Annotated in this window: 14 protein-coding genes; 10 read left to right on the plus strand and 4 right to left on the minus strand. The window is 63.3% G+C overall.

Going from position 1 to position 17396, the window contains the following annotated elements; translation table 11 throughout:
* Nucleotides 1-68: 68 nt before the first annotated feature.
* From AWC27_RS04510 to AWC27_RS04545, 8 genes are all read left to right on the plus strand, one after another.
* Complete coding sequence (locus tag AWC27_RS04510) at nt 69-785, plus strand: ParA family protein (RefSeq protein WP_085669405.1); 717 nt, start codon at nt 69-71, stop codon at nt 783-785.
* Nucleotides 782-1303: a hypothetical protein gene (locus AWC27_RS29890; protein WP_139836764.1), complete on the plus strand. Its 522-nt coding sequence runs from the start codon at nt 782-784 to the stop codon at nt 1301-1303. Before AWC27_RS04510 ends, AWC27_RS29890 begins: the two co-directional genes overlap by 4 nt.
* 118 nt (nt 1304-1421) lie before the next feature.
* Nucleotides 1422-2207: a YfbU family protein gene (locus AWC27_RS04520; RefSeq protein ID WP_245846845.1), complete on the plus strand. Its 786-nt coding sequence runs from the start codon at nt 1422-1424 to the stop codon at nt 2205-2207.
* A 53-nt stretch (nt 2208-2260) separates the two neighbouring features.
* Nucleotides 2261-2938, plus strand: coding sequence for a hypothetical protein (locus AWC27_RS04525; protein WP_136624773.1), 678 nt, complete (start codon nt 2261-2263; stop codon nt 2936-2938).
* A 440-nt stretch (nt 2939-3378) separates the two neighbouring features.
* The gene (locus tag AWC27_RS04530; protein ID WP_139836765.1) at nt 3379-4155 is read left to right on the plus strand and encodes a hypothetical protein; all 777 of its coding nucleotides are present in this window, start codon (nt 3379-3381) and stop codon (nt 4153-4155) included.
* 207 nt (nt 4156-4362) lie between these two features.
* A complete protein-coding gene (locus AWC27_RS04535) occupies nt 4363-4965 on the plus strand; it encodes a hypothetical protein (protein ID WP_225723101.1) in 603 nt (200 codons plus the stop codon).
* Between the two features lie 146 nt (nt 4966-5111).
* Nucleotides 5112-10607 (plus strand): helicase-related protein, encoded by a 5496-nt coding sequence (locus tag AWC27_RS04540; protein ID WP_139836766.1) that lies wholly within the window; start codon nt 5112-5114, stop codon nt 10605-10607.
* A gap of 513 nt (nt 10608-11120) precedes the next feature.
* Nucleotides 11121-11750 (plus strand): hypothetical protein, encoded by a 630-nt coding sequence (locus AWC27_RS04545; RefSeq protein WP_139836767.1) that lies wholly within the window; start codon nt 11121-11123, stop codon nt 11748-11750.
* A 16-nt stretch (nt 11751-11766) separates the two neighbouring features.
* Here the strand turns inward: AWC27_RS04545 and AWC27_RS04550 are convergent, their stop codons facing one another.
* From AWC27_RS04550 to AWC27_RS04565, 4 genes are all read right to left on the minus strand, one after another.
* A complete protein-coding gene (locus AWC27_RS04550) occupies nt 11767-13278 on the minus strand; it encodes a serine/threonine-protein kinase (protein ID WP_245846846.1) in 1512 nt (503 codons plus the stop codon).
* A 98-nt stretch (nt 13279-13376) separates the two neighbouring features.
* Nucleotides 13377-14591, minus strand: coding sequence for a hypothetical protein (locus AWC27_RS04555; RefSeq protein WP_139836768.1), 1215 nt, complete (start codon nt 14589-14591; stop codon nt 13377-13379).
* 375 nt (nt 14592-14966) lie between these two features.
* Nucleotides 14967-15254 (minus strand): type II toxin-antitoxin system RelE family toxin, encoded by a 288-nt coding sequence (locus AWC27_RS04560; protein WP_085669412.1) that lies wholly within the window; start codon nt 15252-15254, stop codon nt 14967-14969.
* Entirely contained in the window at nt 15251-15520 is a 270-nt protein-coding gene (locus AWC27_RS04565; RefSeq protein WP_036449215.1) for a type II toxin-antitoxin system Phd/YefM family antitoxin, read from the minus strand. The genes AWC27_RS04560 and AWC27_RS04565 overlap by 4 nt, the downstream gene beginning before the upstream one ends.
* 136 nt (nt 15521-15656) lie before the next feature.
* On the opposite strand from AWC27_RS04565, the gene AWC27_RS04570 reads away from it, so the two are divergent.
* Entirely contained in the window at nt 15657-16892 is a 1236-nt protein-coding gene (locus AWC27_RS04570) for a helix-turn-helix domain-containing protein (protein ID WP_085669413.1), read from the plus strand.
* Nucleotides 16885-17373, plus strand: a complete 489-nt coding sequence (locus AWC27_RS04575) for a DNA-binding protein (protein WP_245846847.1) — start codon at nt 16885-16887, stop codon at nt 17371-17373. The genes AWC27_RS04570 and AWC27_RS04575 overlap by 8 nt, the downstream gene beginning before the upstream one ends.
* The last annotated feature ends 23 nt before the right edge of the window (nt 17374-17396 follow it).

A 17396-nucleotide genomic window follows, 5' to 3' on the forward strand; every position in this document is an offset into this window, starting at 1 on the left:
GGTTGATCGGTTGATCGGTTGATCGGTTGATCGGTTAAAGTAATTTTCGATAGAAGGACATAAGGACGATGGCCAAGATTCTCGTCACACATTCGCGCAAGGGCGGCGTGGGAAAGAGCACCAGTGCTTACGAGGTTGCGTACATACTTGACGCGGTACTGGTTGACTTGGAACACGACATCGCCGGCGTCACGTCGATCTGGGGGGATCGCCCGCTCGACCGTGTCAGCGTCCCGATCCTTGATGCTCTAGAGAGTGGTCGGACACCTAAACCGCTCAAGGGATACCGAAAGCCCCGCCTGGTGCCTGGGCATCCGCACCTTGATAGGGAGGCGCCAAGCCGGGAGCAGATGTCCGAGGCTCTGCTGAAGTGGGCGGCCGAGTGGGACACCGAGTGGGTCGTCGTTGACACCCACCCAGGAGCCGCCGAGCATACACACGGTGCGCTGGCTGTGGCCGATGTCGTCCTCGCGCCCACCACTCTGGACTTGCTTGATCTACGCGGCCTGGAGCAGTTGGTCGATGAAATGCTTGACTATCCCATCGTCGTTCTGCCGACCAAGGTGCGTCCAATCCCATCAGGGATCGGTCTTAGGAGACTCGACCAGATCGTAGAGAACAATGAGGTGCAGGTGGCTCCGCCGATTCCGTTGGTGAGCGATCTCCCGAAGCGCACGAAGCGCATTGCGATCACTTCCGAGGACCCGCCAGCAAAGCCGCTACGGCTCCTGGCGGAGCGCTACAAGATGGTCGGTGAATATGTGAAGGAGTACGCGGCGAGATGACCAGTGGACTGGACATGATGAAGGCGGCCCGCGACAAGAAGAAGGGTTCCCGGGTTGGCAATGAGATGCCCCCGCCGCTGCACCCTGCTCGGTCGACTCCAGTCAAGCTTCCGTGGGCACCTGAGGCCGCCGCGGAGGTCGAAGACTCACCCACACCCGCACCCGAGGCGGTCGGAGCTGCGCCAGCTGCGGACTCGCCGGTGCCCGCTGCTCCCGCGGGGCCGGCGCGTACGGCGGCGGCCCCGGTCCGGCGTCAGCAACAGAAACGTCCGGCAGCAGATCGTGTGGTGAGTTCTGAGCTGATCCCGACTACGGCGTACCTCGAAATGGACGAGGATCGCTTCATTCGCCGCACGATCGAGGCTGGCCGATATGGCAAGCCGAAGGTCACCTCGGCTAGCGCGGTCATCCGCTACGCGGTGCAGTACCTGGCTCGGCACATGACCCCGGAGGAAGTCGTTGCGGCCATCCGAGAGGCGGCGCCGGAGACCTCGAACCAGGGCAGAATCCGCCTTTAACCGTTCTACCGTTCTACCGTTCTATGGGTAGATGTGAGGCGGTGTGCGGTTTACCGGAGCATTTGAAAGCCGTGCGGTTCCGCGACGCGCGTGTTCGTGTATGACATATGTTATAGTGGTGTCATACAGACAGGAGCGCCGTGTGGCCGTCATCAACATCCGCGTCGAGGATCGGATCCGCGACCAGCTCAAGAATCTGGCTGACGCCGAGGGGCTCACGCTGAGCGAATACGTCCGCGATCGCCTCCTGGAGGTGATCGTTCCCCCCGACTACCGGCCATCGGACGACTACGACGGTGAGCCGGCGCCGGAGACCATGCGGATCGCCGACCGGCAAGTGCTGTCGTTGCTGCACCGCATCCTGGCGCGTGTGCTGCCTGAAGATGCCAACGGCGAAGACGGGGACGAGGCGTATCAGCTTCAGCGTGCAGAGGTGATCGAGAAAGGCTTCACCGGGGAGTACTGGAGGGAAGTCGCTGGGTTCCGGACCGAGTTGTCCAAGCTCGACTGCGACCGCGTCCTCGACATCCTCGACATGTTCCGCGTGATCACCTACAGCATCGCGAGGCTGGCGAAGAAGGGAACGCCGGTCAGCGAAGACCTGGAGTACGAGCTGGAATTCCAGGGTTTCGACTACCAGGACAAGCTCGAAAGCCACATGGCTACTTATGTCGAGTTTTTGATGACTGACGATCGATGGACCGAACTGCGACCTCAGCTGGAACGCAACGGTGGTGGCAACTCCCACCACCGGACACTCGGCGCCTACATGCGCATGCTCGCTGAGTACCGCCGCATCAAGGACGCCCGCGGCCGAGGGTCCCGCCGGGACGACTACTTGCTGTCTACCGAGGAGTTGAAACAGATTGCCGCCGCCCGAGTCCACCCGTCACACCGTGGGTAGCTCAGTCGGGCTGGCCGGGCCGAACCGTCCCCGCGTCGAAATACGGTGTCTAAGTGGCGAGTAAAGCGTGGGTGCAGCAGAGCGGCGCCGTGACCCTGCTGGCCGATGCGTACCGGCGTGCACGCGGCGGCTATGTCGCATTCCTCGACGAAAGCTTTGAGCTGGGAGCCAACCGGCGGACCTTCTACCTGATGTCGGCCGTGGTCGCCCATCGCGACCAACTGGAGCCGCTACGCGACGGCCTCGTCGACGTCGTGGGTGACCGGTTCTGGCACACGACGGACAGTCTTCTCACCGAGGACGGGCGCCGGCAGGCAGTAGAGGTGGCGCAGTACCTGGGTGAGGAGAACGGCACCGAAGTGTGCATCGTGTCCTGCCGAATGCCCCTGGGCGATGACGGCGGAGACGCTGCGCGCCGTGCGTGCTTCGGGCAGCTCGCCGCGAGCCTGTGCACCGGGACGCAGCCGTTGGTCGGCGAAGTTCACCTGATGGTGCTTGAGCAGCGTGAGACGCAACATGAGCGCAGTTTCGATGCCAAGATCGTCAAGGACTTGCGGGCGGAAAAGGTGATCTGCCGTCAGTGCCAACTGAAGCAGGCTTCTCCGCGGGACGAAAAGTTGCTCTGGCTTCCGGATCTGGTGTCCTCCGCGGTCCGGCGCAGCATCACTCACCAGGAGAAGGATCTGCTGGAACCGATCGAACACATCACTCGGGTGCTGAACTGCCCCTAAAAGCAGAGCAACCCCGGCGCGCCGTAGCCACCAACCGGGGTCAGACAGATCGTGGGGCCGAAACCGCAGAATCCGTACCTTGCTCCTGACGAAAGTATGCCACCTGCGGCACACGAACGTCCAGGGTTAGCGCTGTCACAAGCACCCCGAAGGTTTCGCCCGAGCACGTCTAATCAACGAAGGCCAGATCGTGGGTGCGCTGCTGTGAGATTTATGAGGCTTTCGCCTAAAACAGTTGCTTAAATGACGTAAACATGCCTGTGTTGCGCTGATGCCGCTGTTGTTCTACCGGTGTCATACTGGGAGATGTACGATTCCAGCATCGGGGTCTTGACCACGGGCACATCAGGAGGGTCATCATCACCGCCGCGCCGTTAGACGAGGACGCCGCCGCCGACTTGGCGCGGTCCTTGCTCAGCGACGGCCATCCCATTGCTTACGTGATGGCCGAGACCGGGCTGTCGGAAAGCCACGTTGAGATGCTTGCCAGCAGCACTGTGGAGCCTGACGTGAAGCGCCTGGCCAAGTACATGAATGTGCGGCTCGCCGAGCTAGGGATGAGCCAGTTGGAAGCGAGCAAGCTCGGCTTGGTGTCGAGGTCGACGCTGAACCTCCTCGGTAAAGATGACCGGATCCCCGGCCGCAGCACGTTGTCCAAACTCGATGAACTTCTGTCCTGGCTACCCGGTTCTGCGCACGCCACGATGTACGGCTCGGAACCCAAGACACGTGAGGCAAGCGTCGGCAAGCGGCAAGGGCCTGTCGTTAACCGCGACGCCGAGGACGATTACGAAAATCTGCGCATGTGGATCGAGAAGCGGCTCCTGGAGTTGCAGATGAGCAAAAGCCGCCTGGCCGCTGTCGGCGGCCCGGGACGTACGACCCTGGCAACGATGGGTAAGCGTGGGTACAGCCCCAACGCCGAAACGCTGGAGCGCATCGACACCCACCTGATGTGGGAGCCCGGCTCGGCGTTGGCTGCGCTTAAAGGCGGCAAGCCCGTGAATCGGCGTATCGAGGTGAAACCGCACCCCGCGATAGTCCCGATCCATTCGATCGTGGACCGGCTCAAGTTGCTCAAGACCCGCATCGAACGTCAGCAAGAGACCCTCAACCAGCAGGCGAGGGATATCGATCAAGCGCTGGCACAGGCGCATCTGGTCATCGAAGACTTGACCCCGCCGCAACACCGCGCAAATTTCCCGGCGTCAACATGACGTCGGCGCCCTACGCAGGGCATTCAGGTGGCCAGCCAGCAGGGCAGTCCTGCCGGCCCGCTCACCGGGCACGGGCACGGCTATTTCCGCCGATGCCGCAGATCAGGAGATGTACTCATGACTAGCGGCATCGGGAGAACACTATGTCCCGCCAAAACGGCGACCAACAGCCAGATTTGTTCAGCTTCGAGGAGATTGACGACACCAGTGACCGAGTGGATGGGCCAGGCGGTCAACGAGGTGTACCGCCAGTGGCTGGAGCTACCTCAGGACTGGACACCGCAGCACAAGAATCGGTTTCTGCGCGAGGAGACCGCCCGACTGGACCGGTTGGCAGCGCAGATGGCCGACGACCTGGCGGCGTCGTCGATTCAGGAATGGACCGCACGCCACGGCCAGCATCCGGACTATCAAACGACCGTGAAGTTACGCCAGACAGCGTTGCAGAACGCCCGCGAGGCGGTCGTGCGCCAGGAACTCTACGATCAGATTCCGGAGCCCCCGGAACAGACGGTGGACTTCGACCCGCCTCTGCATCAGCCGCTGCCGCCCAGTCAGGTGCCGTGGAATCAGCGGTGGAACGACGCGCGGTATCGCAGCGAGCCGGGGGAGCGGATCGAAGCGCTGACCGAGATGGTGTGGCCCGCCCCGCAGTTTTCGGTGATGTTCCGCATCAAGGCGGCCTACCTCCTCAGCGCCCGACTGGAGGACGAACTCCCGGTTCCGGACGGTCCTCAGCATCCCCTGGCCACCGACCTGGCGCCCCTGGTGTACGAGGATCTTCGGGCCGACGGTTACCCCGTGGAGTAACTGAGCCCGAGCCCCAGCTGTCGCTGTTCGAGGACTTCGACCAACCCACAGACCCCGCCACGATCGATCCCGGCGGCACACCGCTGCCAGCGGCGCGACCACCGGCGACTCCCGCTGCGCCGCCGTCGGCCACCGATGTGCCACCAGTGCCGACCACGGCGGCTGTGGCCGCGACCAGGACCGGCGCGTCTACCGACATCCCCAGCTCGCAGCAAGCACCTACCGCAGAGCTGGTGCCATCACAACCGCCAGCGCCGGAGATCCCCGCTGTTCACGTCGAGGAGCCGGCGCAACCGTTTACGCTCAGCACCGAAATCCGGGTGCCCTCGGGGACCAAAGCGCGCATCCACGCCAACCTCGCTGCCATCGACGTCCTCGAGCGGCTCAACCGTGAGGACGGACGCCCCGTCACCACCGCCGAGAAGGAGGTGCTCGCGACCTGGTCAGGATGGGGCGCCTGCGCCGAGCTCTTCGATCGCCGCAACGACACCTACGCCACCGAGCGCGAACAGCTGCGCCAAACGCTGGGCCCCGATGCTTACCGCGCCGCCGAGGCGAGCATCCTCAACGCCCACTACACCGACCCGCTCATCGCCGCGGCCATGTGGGATGCGCTGCGCCAGGCCGGGATGCACGATGGACGAGTCCTCGAACCGGGCTGCGGGGCAGGAACATTCATCGGCCTCGCCCCCAAGGGCGCGGTCATGGTCGGCGTCGATAATGACACCGTCACCGCCGCCATCGCCGCCGCCCTCTACCCACACGCGCAGATCCGCGCCGAAGGCTTCGAAACCACCCGCGTCCCGGCCGAATCATTCGTCGCCACGATCGGCAACGTCCCGTTCGGCAACTTCACCCTGGTCGACCCCGCCCACAATCCGGGCCGATTCAGCATCCACAACCACTTCATCAACAAGGCAATCAGCCTCACCGCCCCCGGCGGCTACGTCACCGTCTTGACTAGCCGCTACACCCTCGACAGCGTGGATTCCCGGGCGCGACGCGCCATGGCCGCCAAAGCCGACCTCATCGGCGCGCTACGCCTACCGTCGAGCGCCTTCAAGCGTGTGGCCGGCACCGAAGTCGTCACCGATATCCTGGTCTTACGCCGCAAAGACACCGGTCAAGCCGCCGAGGACGACCTGACCCGCTGGATCGACACCGAAGATATTCCCTTCGAAGACATCGCCCACCTCGTCGACCGCAACGTCTTTGGCGCCCAGAAGGCCGACGACGCCTTCCACGTCAATGAGTACTTCCTCAACCATCCCGACCACGTCCTGGGCGCCTACGCCCTCGGCCAAGGGATCCACGGCTCGCCCACCCTCAAAGTCGTGGGGGAGCAGCCCACCCGTGAAGCCCTGGCGCAGCAGGTACGTCAGCGCCTGTCCGACATCGTCGAATACGCCCTAACTCACGATAAGGGGCTGACCGCCACCGCGGACTCCCTCATCGAGGTCGATGACAGCGTCTTTGACGCCGGCTTGTTCACCGCCGCCGAACGCGTTGACCAGCCACCCATGGACACACTGCGCTACTACCCACCCACCGACAGCATCCAACGTTGGAGTGGCCACAGTTGGGAAGAACAACGCACCCCGAAAAGCCGTCTGCGCGAGACCCGTTCGTTGATCGAACTGCGCGACGCTGCGACCGCGGTCATCGCCTCCCAACGTGACGATCAGCCCCTTGAGGTGCGCGAGCAGCTGCGCGCGCACCTCAACAAGCTCTACGACTCTTATGTCGCCAAACACGGCCCGATCAACCGCTTCAAATGGATTTATCCTGCGCCCCCGACCCAAGAGGCTCACGACCGCAAAGTCGCCAAGGTCGAAGAATCGTGGCGCAAAGCCCGTGGTGCCGAAGGGGTGCCCTACCGCGGTCCCGTTCCCGAGCACCTGCTGGAGGACTGGTCGCAGAAAGCGTGGGAGCCCGCCAGCCCCTACAAGCGGCGCCCCCATCTTGATGGCGGCATGAAATACGATCCCCGGTGGGCCAACGTCGCGGCCCTGGAGATCTTCGACGAACAAACCGGCGAGGCACTCAAAGCTCCGATTTTCTCCGTTGACGTCCTCAATGTCCGTGCCGTCCCGGACACCGCCGCCACCATCGAAGATGCTCTCGCCATCAGCATCGACCAGCACCAGCGCATCGACATCGCCTACATCGCAAATCTATTGGGCACTGATCAGGCCGTCGCCGCAGAACAACTCCGTGGACTGGCCTACCCGTCGCTGGATGATCCCGACGAGCTAGTCCCGGCAGCGACCGCGCTGTCGGGCAACGTCCGCGAGAAGCTGGCTGCCGCCACTGCCGCGGCCCAGCGTGATCCGGCCTACCAGGATTGCGTCAGCGCGCTGCGGGAGGTGGTTCCGCGCGACAAAGAAGCCTCCCAGATCAAGACTCGCCCGGGCGCACCGTGGATCGACGCCAAATACGTCGCCCAGTTCGCCCGCGAAACCTTCGGCGCCCCCACTGTGGTCGCCGACCACGTCGGGGGCACCTGGTCGGTGGAATGCGCACGCTACCAACGTGAATCGGTCTTGATGACCGAGACGTGGGGTACCGCCCATAAAGACGCGATCGAGCTGCTCGATGCGCTGTGTAACTCTAAAGCGATCACCGTCCACCGCCCCGCTGAGGAGGTGGCTGAAACCGGTGGCCCCAGCATCGATTTCGAAGCGACGTTCGCTGCCCAAGCTAAAGCCGCCAAGATCACCGACGAGTTCCAGAAGTGGATCTTTGATGACGAGCAGCGTCGCGAGGAACTGGTCGCCGAGTTCAACAAGCGTTTCAACAGCCTTGTTGCCCCGAAACATCGGGGCAACAAACTCACCCTGCCGGGTCTATCGGACCGGTTCGAACCGCACTACTATCAACGAGACGCCGTCGCCCGCATCATTGCCGAACCCACTGTGCTGCTTGATCATACGGTCGGTGCTGGGAAGACGGGGTCCATGCTGATGGGTGCGATGGAACTCAAGCGTTTGGGCCTGTGCAAGCAGCCATGGATCGTGGTTCCCAACCATATCGTGGAACAAGTAGGCCGCGAAGCCGCCCAGTGGTACCCGGCAGCTCGCATTCTTCTCGGCACCGCCGGCACCGACCCCGACGGGCGCCGGCGCTTTGTCGCCCAGTCAGCCACCACCGACTGGGACATGGTCATCATGCCCCAAAGCCTGTTTACTGCGATCGGCGTTAGTGAAGACACCCAAGTCGACTACGTGCAACGCCAGCTCGACGAGCTAGAGAATTACGCCGAACGCGCCGAGACCTCAGTCAGCAAGAAGCGCGTCGAACAGCAGAAGAAGCGGCTCGCGACGCGCCTGAGCGACCTGACCAAGCAGGAGCGGAAAGACACCGGCCTGAAGTTCGAAGAAACCGGTGGCGACTACCTTTTTATCGACGAAGCCCATATGTACAAAAACAAAGGGCGCCTGAGCAATATCGAGGAACTGTCATGCCCGGCGGCCGCGCAGCGCGCCGAAGACCTCGCCATGAAACTGGAAGTACTTCGACGTCGCCGCCACGACGAGGGCCGCGCCGCCGGCCTGCGCCCCGACCAGGTTGTCGAGCGCGTCACCACCTTCGCCACCGGCACCCCCGTGGCCAACTCCCTCGGCGAACTCTGGGTCATGCAAAACTACCTGCGCCCGGATCTGCTGGCCGCCGCCGGCGTCGCCGACATCAACGACTGGGGTGCGACCTTCACCGCCCCGGTCAGCAGCGTGGAAGTCAACGCCACTGGCACCAGCCTGCGGACGGTGACCAGGGTCGGAAAATTCTGCAACCTCCCCGAACTGCTGGCCCTGTCGTCAATCTTCACTGACGTCGTCACCCGCGACCAAGTCCCCGTTGAACTACCACACCTGGCCGGAGACCGCCGACGGGTTGTGAGCATCACCCCTTCCCAGGAAGTCAAGGACTTCATCACCGACTTGGGCTGGCGTCTCGATCACCTCGACCCCAAGCGTCCCGACAAGGACAACCAGCTCAAGATCGCCAACGACGGCCGTAACGTGTCCTTGGACCCACGCCTGGCCAACCTGGACCCGCCGGCGATCTCGCGCGCCACCGAAGTCGCCGACGACATCATGGCGTTGTACCGCGCCAACATCGACAACATCTACCGCGACCCCGAAACCGGGCAAGAGATGCCGATCCGAGGGGCCTTCCAGATCGTGTTCTGCGACCGCGGCACACCGTCGAAGGACCCTCGCCAGTTCACCATCTACGCCGCGATTCGCGACGAGCTCGTCGCCCGCGGCATGCCCAGAGAATCCATCGCGTTCATCCACGACGCGGTCAAACCGGCCGACAAGCTCAACTTGGCCCAGCGATGCCGGACAGGCGAGATCTCGGTGCTGATCGGGTCCACCGAGAAAATGGGCACCGGCACCAACGTTCAAACCAGGCTGCGAGCCCTCCATCACGTCGATGTTCCCTGGCGGCCGGCCGACCTCGAACAACGCGAGGGCCGAATCATTCGACAAGGCAACCAAAACCCCGAGGTCGACATCGTCAACTACGTCACCGAAGGGTCCTACGACACGGTGATGTGGCAGAAAGTTGAAGCCAAGGCCCGCTTCATCGAACAGATCAAACGCGGCGAAGTCGACATCGACGAAATCGAGGACCTCGGGGGAGGAGATATTTCCGGTGCCGCGGCCGAAACCAAAGCCATCGCCACCGGAGACCCCCGCTACATCAAGCAAGTCCAACTCGCCGAGGACGTCAAACGGCTCTCCGCGCTCGAATCCGCCCACCGCGATGCCGCAGCCCGCCGCCGACATCAACGCCGAGACACCGAACGCGAACTCACACGAGCCCGAAAAGAACTCGACATTCTTGAACCCGTGCTCGAGAAGATCGCCGCCCACGCAGACCAAGCGCCCACTGTCGTCGTCGGCGGCCGATCCTATGCCGAACGTAGTGAAGCAGCCATCCCGTTCGCTGCGGCCTGCCGCGACGCCTACGCCGCGCTCAGGGACAAGTCCAGTTTTAGCACCCGACCCCTGGACGCCACCCTCAACGGAATCAGCATCACCGCGCGACGAAGCCACCTCAAAGGCGAACTGCAACTTACTCTAGATGTGCCGTCGACCACCGTGGGTATCGAGGAGGCCGACCTGTTCGCCACTTTGCCCAGAGCCGCCGGAACCAACCACATCACCAAGGCGCGCGGGCTCTTACAGCGAATGGAGAACACCTATAAGGATATTCCGCACTTCAACACTCGACTCGAGCGTCGCGCCGCGACCCTACAAAACGAGCTCGACGACTACGACAGCACCAGCCTCGGGGACTTCGAGCACGCCGACGAGCTAGCCGCCAAACGCCTCGAACTCGAGACCCTCAGCGCCCAGCTCCGTTTGGAAGCGCAAAGCGAGGCCGCCCAAGCGGCCTCAGCGGCAGCCCGCGAACGCATGCTCGAAGCGGGCCGCCAACCAGGATGGACGCTGGACATCAATCCCACTCCCGCGCTGATCGCCGACGCCGGTCTCGTCGATGCCGAGAGTTACCGCGCCGCCCAGCGACTCGTCGAACGACACCGCGCATCCGAATACCGAACACAGCGTGAAGCTACAGATCACGAGCAGGACCGCCAGCGCAGCAACGATGACGACGACCGGAGCCTGTGAAGCAAAACCGGGACGGGTTGCCGCATCCCTTGCGCGCAGCCACCTGCGTACCGATAAACAGGCATATAACGCAATCGATGAACATGCGAATCTGCAATGAGTGTACGATCGAAGATGACAGTATGGACGCCGACGCCTCGGTCTGCCGTACGCATCGAACTACGTTGGGGGAGAGGGCATAGATGAGTCGTAGTGCCGAAGTCGTTCGAGCCCACCATGGTGACACCGCCCTGGCGTGAGGGCGAGCGAGGAGTCTACGCGTGAACACTGCGCTACACGACGCGACTGATCAGGTCGCCCCATGAGCGATCGGCGTCGACATCCCCAGGAACTGTCCCGCCGCGGTGTTACCGTTGGAATCGGCGTCACGGGCCGGACGGCTTCCCCCCTGCCTCCGATGTTCATCGAGCAATCTCCCGCGACGTGGACGCTGCCCGTGACGCCAACCACGGCTTGTCACACCCGGGAGATACGCTTCCCGCTATTCAGCGCGACGGCTGGGATGGTGATCAGATGAGCACAGAAATCGTTGTCCGCGATCCCTGGTGGGAGTATGCCCGTGGGTGCGCGGCCGCGTTGACCTCGGGCGCGCCGGCCCCGTCGATCGCCGTGTACGGCCCGATCCTCAACGACGACGAGCATGCCCGGTTATGCACCACGGCGATCTCCAGTCGACTCGTTGCCGGAGATGGAAGCTACCAGCGGTCCTCGACCTTTGTCGTAGGCAGCCCCTTGCTGATGGCCGGAATGCTTGCGGCGCAAGGGGTTGCCAATAGTCGACGCCGCAAGCAGGCCCAGCGTGATGAAGTCCCACAATGGTGCGAACAGCGCCTGTGCACTGTCATCGTCACCGACGAGCGACTGATGTGCAGTCGCTCAGACGGGACGTTCACCGACTTTTGGTTCGGCTACGTCACCGAGTTCTATCCCGACTTGCATTCGCGCACAGTGACCTTCGCCTACGGTGAGCGCTGCGTGCCGCTGCAGCTGGCGGGCCCGGCCACTGTGGCGATCGCACTGTGGTCCGCCCACGCGCTGCACGGGTCGGCCTGGGTCAACGACATCCGTCTGCATCCGTTGCTCTCGGGCGAGTCCGGGGTGTCCACGCTGACGTCGCGGCCAGCGATCGGGGCGGTCAGATGAGACCGATTACGCCAGCTTAAGAGTGCGACGCCCACCACGCGTAGAGGTTGTTGAGCGCTGCCCCGTCGGGGGTCGGTGCTGATTCCACGACGGCCAAAAACCGGTCGGGGTCGAAGGTCCAGGCGATCAGTGGTCGTCCGTCGGTGGCGATGCCACAGAAAAGCGTGCCTTTGGGCGTCGCCGGGTCGGCGAGGCGCCGCCAGGGTCCAGGGGACTGCATGTTGCCCGGGCACACCACAGTTGTTGTGGTCGCGATGACATGTGCCAATGCTTCCTGCAGTGATTGCGCGTCGCGTGCCAACGAGTAGGTCCCCGAGATCGGGCCACCGGGATCTTGATTGGGCCCGCAACTCATGATGACCTCTGCGCTTGCGTTCGTGGGAGCCTGTGGGTTGCACGCGCCGGGCGGATACCCATTGGGCAGCAGAATCTTTCGTGGTGAAGGTGCTGACGTGTGGGTCGTCGGGGGAGGGCTGGCCGTCACCATGCGGTCGTCGTGGCCGGAAAGCGCCAGCCAGGCCAGCACCACCGTAACGAGGACTGCCACCGCGGCACCGCCCAGCAGGACCATCGACCGCTTGGACCCAGGGTGGTGGGCTGGCCTGCTCGACGGGACTGGCGTCACTGATACGCGCGGCGGCAGGGGGGTGGTCGGGGAAGGACGGGGGGAGGGGCTCAAGGCGTGCGTGGCCGCAGCGGCAAACTCGCCGGCCGTGGTGTAACGATCCGCGGGACGTTTGGCGAGCGCCTTGGACATGACCTCGTCGAGCGCCGGGGGAGTCCAGGGCAGGAGCGCTGAGAGCTTTGGAGCGGCTTGCTCCACGTGCGCGTGGGCCATGGCTGCGGCAGTGGAGTACCCAGGGAACGGGACTGAGCCGGTCAGGAGTCGAAAGAACGTGCACCCAAGCGAATACACATCAGCGCGCCCGTCGATGGCGGTCTCGCCGGTGATCACCTCCGGTGCGGTGTAAGCGAAACTAGCAACGAGAGCGCCTCCAGGCGCGCGCTCCGATGTCGCCGATACGACCTCGGCTGCGCCGAAGTCGGCGAGGACGACCCGTTCCCGCCCATCCGGGCGCCTACCCAGCAGGATGTTCGACGGCTTGACGTCCTGATGAACGATCCCGCACCTGTGGGCGTAGTCCAGTACCTCGGCCACCTCGTTGACCACCCGCAGTGCACGCACAGGGGTCATCGAACCGGTCTGCAATGCGGCCTCGGCGGTGGTGCCCTCGACGTACTGCATCGCGATCCACAACTGCCCGTCCTGGGTTTCGCCGCGAGCGTAGATCGCCACGACGTTCGGGTGTGCCAGCCCAGCGGTGGTCTGCCCCTCCCGTTCGAAGCGAGCGCGGATTTCGGGATTACCAGCCAGTTCCAGGGGTAGCACTTTGAGCGCCGCCCACTGGCCCAAGACGGAGTGCCACCCCAGGTACACCACGCTCATACCGCCGCGACCCAAGACGCGGTCGATACGGTAGCCGGCAATCTCATCGGGCTGGTCGGGCACCGACTCAGGCTCGCTCACCTGCAAACCTCCCACCGGCGTTTCTACCATCGAACGCGAACTGTACGGAATCCGTGGCCTCCTCGAAGGTTGAGATCTTCAAAGCCAGCTCCCCACGTTTATCGCCCGGGGATCCACACCCGCTGCGCTCGATTGGAGCTGCAGTAAATTGCTTGCCTGCCGATGCGATGCGTAAGCGTTCCTGCGATCTCGGGGTCGCGGTGAGCGAGGATCGCTCGATCATCGGCAGAGGTGATTCCTACCCGCATGTACGGATACTGTCCAAGCGTCGGGTGGAGAACTCCGGTCGAGTCGAGATCGACGTTATAGAAAGTGAGTGCCCTTGTCTTCCATTGCGAGGATTGAACTGTGGGTAGCTCTGGCACGCATTTCCCGTCGTAGACGACGATCGCCGGCGGTCGGTCTGCAGCCATCAGTGACTCTTGGCTGACAGTGCGGGCGAAGTCGTACCTTGGGTACCGTTGCCCGCTGTAGTCACCGATGCTCATCTCCATCCCGTTGCTGCGGCCGAACATGACACCGCCAAGAAGATCGCAGGCAAACCGGTCGGGCTCGGCAACGTCGGGCCCAGCTTTGGGGTCGTAGAACTTTTGCCAAAACGCCGTGAACCGGGCGTCGAAATCCCTTGCGTAGGGGTCAGTACCTTGACGTTTCAGCTCGGTCAAGGTGGCGAAGGTATCTTCGCCAAAGGCGACAACGGCAAGAAATGTATAGCCAGCCTGCAAGGGGGTTGTGGGAACGTACGGGCGTATCCGCAGCAAGTCGGCTGCCAGGTCTTTGGCTGCACTGAGCGTGGTGATCCCAAGAAGCGGGTCGATGGCGATTGGGGACGCAGACGCCACCTCTGGACGGTTAGTGCCGATCCGAAACCACTCCACCTTGTTCTGCCCGAGGCCCTCAGCCATGTGGCCTGATGTCACATTCCGCAGCTTGGACAGGGTCGCGTCGTCTGCAACGCCGGAGTCGATTGTCGTGACGCCGTGGCGGGCCAGCACCATTGGGTACAGCACGTCGAAGCCCAGATTCGTCAACACCGGACCATCGAGGTAGCACGGCTCGCCTGTGTCAGGACAGAAACCCAGATACGCTGCCCCTATCCGCGAGTCGCGTTCGGCGTGCCGGTACAGCGCGGCGAATGTCTTTGTCGCAGAACCAACGACGTACTCCGGTTGGCCGAAATAGTCCAGTAGAGCCCTACGGTCGTGCTCGTCGCCGGCCAAGGCCTGTGGTTGTTCAAACGTCTGCTGGTAAGCCCCAAGTTCGGCCACCGCCTGCGTATATCCCACTGGCCAGCCATAGGCCTGATCGAACATGCACAACACCGCGGAGCTAACTTCGGGCTCGTCGCCTTTCTCCAGTGCGGCCTGCAGCTGGCGGTGAGGGCCGCCCGCGTCGGCGACGCTTTGTTGGCTGAACCGAAAATACTCCCGCGTGTCCTTCAAGAACCTTGCGAAGGCCGGTGTGTTCTCTGTTCCAGAAATCATGCCCGATCTTAACTAACATTAACTAACATGCGCCATGTTTTCGTTGTTGCTTGTGTGGGTGGGTGGGTGGGTGGGTTGGCGAGGCGAGGAAGTGCAATGGGCACACGAGGAGGAAACTTCTAGCGTCGTCGGCCCAGTTGGGGCCGGACCCCGGCCCAAGAACGGCCACCACTTCGTCACGGTGACGATTGGGGGCGGGTCGTTCTATGATTGTGGGCGCCGATAGACATGCGCGCGGCGGTGTTCGATGCGGCCGACGTAGAGCACGCGGTCGTCCTCGAGAATGCGATACGTCACGCGGTAATCACCGCGGCGCGCCACGCGCCAGCCTTCGAACTCGAACCGCAGCGGCTTCGACAGCCGGTACGGCTCGGCCGGCAAGGTGGCTGTCACGAACTCCGCTATCGCGGCCGCGACCTTGTGCGGCAGGCGTTCCAGTGCCCGAATCGCCGCTGGCGATAATTGGACCGACCATTGGCCCGTCTCGCTCATATGAGCCCGTATCGCCGGCGGAGATCCTCGCCGGTCATCGTGTTACCGGCGGCGTAGTCGACGTCGGCTTGGTGCAGTTCGTCAACGAGGCCTGGCGTCCGTAGTGCGTGCAAGGTTTCGTTGAGCGATTCCAGATCGTCGGCGGAGATGAGGACCGCGGCGACGCGGCCGTGTCGCGTGATCTGAATGATTTCGTGCGTCGTGTCTGCCTCGTCGACGAGGGCCGATAGCTTGTCCTTGGCTTCGGTGAGAGGAACTGTCTTCATACTCTTAATATAGCCTTTAATCTAGCTTGTAGATAGCCTGATAAATAGCCGATAATAGTGATTATGTCAACTAACAGTATGCACTAGCGCATACTGAGAGTTGACACCATCGCATCGTCGCAGAATACTTGCCGGCATGGCAACCCCTCGCCTCGTCGAGCTGATCGACCGCTACAGGAACTCCCACGGGGTCAGCGAGGCCGAGCTTGCCCGCCGGATCGGCGTCACGCGGGAGAATCTGCGTAAATGGCGAACCAACGGTGTCCGCAGGCTGCCGGAACGCGACAATCTCGCTGCGGTTGCCCGGGTTACCGGACGCGCGTACCGCGATGTCCTCTCGGCCGCCCTGTTTGACACCGGCTATCTCACCGTCGAGCATCCCGCGCAACCGCGGCCCTACACCGAGGTCCTCCAGGACGCCATCGCCGTCCTCACCGAAGCTACCCGGTTAACCAATCAGCCTATACGCCAAGCTAGTTCGGGCGGGTGGGAACCTAACCCAGACCCCCGCGCGGCACTGCCGATCGACTGGGCGGAGTTCGTCACCCTTGCGCTGGCCGGCGCTGCCGCCAACGTCGGCGGCGTCGAGGCCGCGCTAGCCGGTCGCGCCGGCTCCTGGGAAGCCGAAATGGTGCGTCAGACCCTCAATTCCACCGTTTTCGACGACAAGGACTTGCTGCGCCACCGCACCGAACCCGTCGTCGTCGACCTCTGGGTGGAAAGCATCCTCGATCACCTCAACGACCCCAGCGACGATCTCTACGCCGACGCGGCGAATGAGGTTGACGCGCGCGCCGAAACGGTTCCCCACCCGACCGATCTGCCGCCGGGCCCCTTCTCCCCTGACGACCCACGCCTAGCCAACAAGCCTTGGATCGAGGTGACTGACGACGGATACCTCCACATCACCTACCTGCACTGGACAGGCGACCCGGACGACCTCGCTCTGCTAACCACACTGACCGAAGAAGCCCGCTCCCACCGCGACCCCACCCCCGGAGAAATCGCCTATGAGCAAGCCTTGCAAGCGATCTCAGCGCAAGTCGTCGCAGTCGACGCGCTACAGCGACGCGAATACTCCGACTACGCGGCTCAGCTCACCCAGGCGATCAAGGACAACATCGCGGAGCTTGAGCTAACCGTGCCCGTCACCGTTTCTGTCACTCTTGCCCCCGAGGATCGCGACCCCGGGGCATTTGACGCCCACGCACCGCAGCCTCTCCCTCGCAACGTCATCGAAAGTGCCATCGAGAGGGCCATCGCCGAAACGCCAACACCATCGATGTTGCCGGGTGGCCCTCTGGACCGGCTCGCGCCAGACATTCTCAAGACGGCGGGCGGGTTAAAGGAAACCGGTGGCGACGGTGAGTGAGTCCGACCTGGCCAAGGTGTCGGAGGCCTCCGAGCTGTGTGGCATGCCCATCGACGTTCTCAAGATGATGGCAGCCGATGGTCTACTGCCCCAGGTCGTCCGGGGGAAGGCCGGGCATGTGTATTTTCCTCGGAGCACGATTCCAACGTGGACCGAGTGTGTGGAGCTGCTGAGGGAACAACGTGATCGACACCTGCGGCGCGCGGCATCGGCTCTGCGCCGTCTAGAGAACGAACTCGAGGCAGTGCGGAACGACATTACCGAGGCCCGCGAATACCCGCAACAGACCCTCGGCATCGACCTCATGAGCTTCGGACACTGGCCCTATGACCGCATGGCGTCAACGCTGCGCGGTCAACCGCTCATCACCGGTGTGCTCGAGCAGTTCACCACCGAGCGGATCGCCATCACGCGCTACCACGACGCCTACCTCGACGCCCTGGCGTCGGAGGGGCGGCAGGCCCGCGAGGACACCCTCTGACCCACGGGAGCCAGCCGCGATCC

Origin of the sequence: Mycobacterium szulgai (assembly GCF_002116635.1) — a bacterium.
Lineage (GTDB): Bacteria > Actinomycetota > Actinomycetes > Mycobacteriales > Mycobacteriaceae > Mycobacterium > Mycobacterium szulgai.

What these genes read in the sequence shown, in the direction of transcription:
- AWC27_RS04510 (WP_085669405.1), top strand. Translation starts at nt 69, where the DNA reads ATGGCCAAGATTCTCGTCACACATTCGCGCAAGGGCGGCGTGGGAAAG.
- AWC27_RS29890 (WP_139836764.1), top strand. Translation starts at nt 782, where the DNA reads ATGACCAGTGGACTGGACATGATGAAGGCGGCCCGCGACAAGAAGAAG.
- AWC27_RS04545 (WP_139836767.1), top strand. Translation starts at nt 11,121, where the DNA reads ATGAGCACAGAAATCGTTGTCCGCGATCCCTGGTGGGAGTATGCCCGT.
- AWC27_RS04555 (WP_139836768.1), bottom strand. Translation starts at nt 14,591, where the DNA reads ATGTTCGATCAGGCCTATGGCTGGCCAGTGGGATATACGCAGGCGGTG.
- AWC27_RS04560 (WP_085669412.1), bottom strand. Translation starts at nt 15,254, where the DNA reads ATGAGCGAGACGGGCCAATGGTCGGTCCAATTATCGCCAGCGGCGATT.
- AWC27_RS04565 (WP_036449215.1), bottom strand. Translation starts at nt 15,520, where the DNA reads ATGAAGACAGTTCCTCTCACCGAAGCCAAGGACAAGCTATCGGCCCTC.
- AWC27_RS04570 (WP_085669413.1), top strand. Translation starts at nt 15,657, where the DNA reads ATGGCAACCCCTCGCCTCGTCGAGCTGATCGACCGCTACAGGAACTCC.